The organism is Desulfosporosinus sp. Tol-M2, assembly GCF_059735615.1.
In genome coordinates this window covers 1-2,537 of the sequence record NZ_JCAIJG010000156.1, presented here as the reverse complement: position 1 = coordinate 2,537, position 2,537 = coordinate 1, and the positions used below count along the sequence as shown (strand labels likewise).

Below are 2,537 nucleotides of genomic sequence, written 5' to 3'. Positions count from 1 at the left end.
TGTCTTGTTACAGGTTCACATATTCCCCATCCATTTTCTTCTACAGCTTCGGAGATGATAGTTGCTAATTCTCCTGTTCCCCTACTGTCAAAATTATCGGTATCATCAATACACACAAGAACTCTCAATTTTTTAGCTCCTCTCCTTTAGGCCATAGGTGAACCTAGATATCCCTAACATGATTTTCGATTGAAAAAAATGATAACCCGATTTTAGTTTAAAGTAGGTAACAGTCTTTGTCAATAGAGTCTAGATTGGTATAGATTGGTATGGATCGTCCCAGTTTGTTCTAAGCCGATTTAGATTAGTACCGCTCTAGACTTTAAGTTTATCTAAACGATAATAGCATCTGGAGCGAAATCTTTGACCGTTGAAAAGGAAGCTGCAGCAATAGTGATCTTCCCTGCGCTTACAGTATATTGGCTGCCGGCCGTCAGGGCTGTGCCGTCAAGCGAAACGCTCATGATTGCACCCGTCCAGGCACTATCATCTGTAAAGGTAATATCTATAGGCTGGCCCAGACTGTTATTGGTTGTATCCGCACTCAGGTCCGGCGGTTCCAGGGAACCCGACGCGCTATGGTAAAGTACAGCCAGATTAACCGGATCCGCCCCATTGAGGATATCTACAGCCAGAACGCCTTCTGCAATAGGCGGTGTGATCACATTACCGGACACTAACGCCACCCCGGCAGTCTCCGCACTGACAGAGTCCAGGATAGTAGTCCCGTTAACCTGGGCATAGACCGTCTCCTGTGTTAATATTGGTTGCCAAGTTGTCATATCTGTTCCGGTCTTGTAATCTACGGTGTCGCCGGTCAGGACTTTTACCCCTTCCGTACATCCGCCGATAGTATTATCATTCAGGCTGGCATTGACATCATCCTTGAGCAGGACACCGGCCGAAGAAGAACCGTTAATCAGGCCCTGGTAACCCTTGATCGTATTATTGCTCATATTAAGGAAGCCATTGTCATCCTTGACAGCATAGCCGGGCTTGCCTTTATTATCAAAAGTACAGCCTGTGATGGTTACTGAGGATGGGGTAAATTCATCACTGCGGTATGAACTATTTTAATAAATATTGGTGCTTCCGCAGTAACTCCAAAATGGCAGTTGGTAATACTTACATTCCGAGTTAAAGCTTGTATAATATACTGACTGTTCTCCGTACCGATAAAAGTAATATTGTCCATGCTTACACTGCTCTCGGTATGATAATTTGTTAATTCAATCAGGGCATGTTCCCCGCCCTCTAAGATTCACCTCCAACTACAGTCAGTCCTGAGATTGCTGCTTTATTAGCCGTCAGGAATGTCTTGGTTGCAGTCGGCAACTCCCGATCCACCATGATCAGCGGGGACAGGGATTTTGCCGCCAAATTCCCAGCTACTAAGGCATCTGGGAAATTGAGACCGGTTACAACATATAACCGATTGGCGTTAAGCTGCAAGCCCGTGGCTATCGCCGTTGCAGTTTCATAGAGATCCCATCCGCCATAACGTGTTGCACCAGGCAAACAGTCATAAATCGCTGCCGGTACTACTGCCTCTCCGCCGACTACTATCGTCGTACTGACTTTTTGTTTTTCCAGCGCTTGTACTGTAGCCGACGGCAAACCCGCTGCTTCCGTAAAGAGAATCGGGATTCCGTTATAAGCTGCATAACTAGTAATGGCTAAAGCATCCTGGTAATTATTTCCTTGCGCATTGGCTATCACGGCCTTACCTTTTGTTCCCAGGGCTGCCGCAATGATAGCTGCTGTTTCATAACGGTCCCACCCACCATAGCGGATAACATTATCCTTACCGTAAGTCTCGCTTAATAAGTCTTGAATTGCCTGGGATATTACAGCCGTACCCCCAACTAAAGTAATCTTCTTTGGCGCTAATTTCTCAATTTCCAGGAGCGTCGACGGGGTAAGCGCAGCTGCATCTGTCAAAAGGATAGGTGCATTGAGTTTATACGCCAGTGGACCCGCTGCTAAAGCATCCGGGAAAGAATAAGCATTAGCCAGTACCACATTGTTCGCTCCGCTTTTCCAGCCCTGTTTGGCTACGGCAATGGCTGTTTCAAACCGGTCAAACCCTGCTAAACGGTTCGGGGCAGAACTGGTATCAGCCATTACGGCATAGGTGGAAAAATGGTAAGTAGGAACGGAGATTGAATTTGTCGTAGAATCATAGATCCCGCCAAGTTTAGCCCAGTCATTCCTGGAAGGATCCCACCAGTAAACAGCCAGTTGTTGAGGAACAGTACCTGCCGGCAGATCTACTGTAGCTATGGGGAAGGTAATGGTTACGGGTGCAGTAAACTGAATTGAACCATCTGTTTGTCCTTCTATTCCAAATTGTCGTTGGTATTTCAGTGGATTAAGTACAATGGATGTGGCCTCAGCCTTGGGTGGAGTCGTGATTGTACCCATAGAAACAGTAATTTGTACCGGAGCGGACTGGTTGCTAACAGCACCGGCTGGCACAACCAATTGGACACCATCCTTTGTTGTCAAGGTAATTGCCTTTGTATCCGCTGGAGCCA

3 protein-coding genes are annotated in these 2,537 nt (G+C 46.6%); all 3 read right to left on the bottom strand.

Translation table 11 applies throughout. The features are described 5' to 3' along the window. Window positions 1-332: 332 nt before the first annotated feature. Window positions 333-956, bottom strand: a complete 624-nt coding sequence (locus AC6I5A_RS12055; RefSeq protein ID WP_034616289.1) for a hemoblobin-interacting domain-containing protein — start codon at window positions 954-956, stop codon at window positions 333-335. Between the two features lie 74 nt (window positions 957-1,030). After that, on the bottom strand, window positions 1,031-1,195 hold the full coding sequence (locus AC6I5A_RS12050; protein WP_497900717.1) for a hypothetical protein: 165 nt from the start codon (window positions 1,193-1,195) through the stop codon (window positions 1,031-1,033). 59 nt (window positions 1,196-1,254) lie between these two features. After that, on the bottom strand, window positions 1,255-2,537 hold a 1,283-nt coding region (locus AC6I5A_RS12045; protein ID WP_497900716.1), incomplete at its 5' end, for a cell wall-binding repeat-containing protein.

Bases quoted from the DNA above. Each gene is read 5' to 3' on its own strand.
- AC6I5A_RS12055 (WP_034616289.1), bottom strand. From the start codon at position 956: ATGAGCAATAATACGATCAAGGGTTACCAGGGCCTGATTAACGGTTCT.
- AC6I5A_RS12050 (WP_497900717.1), bottom strand. From the start codon at position 1,195: ATGGACAATATTACTTTTATCGGTACGGAGAACAGTCAGTATATTATA.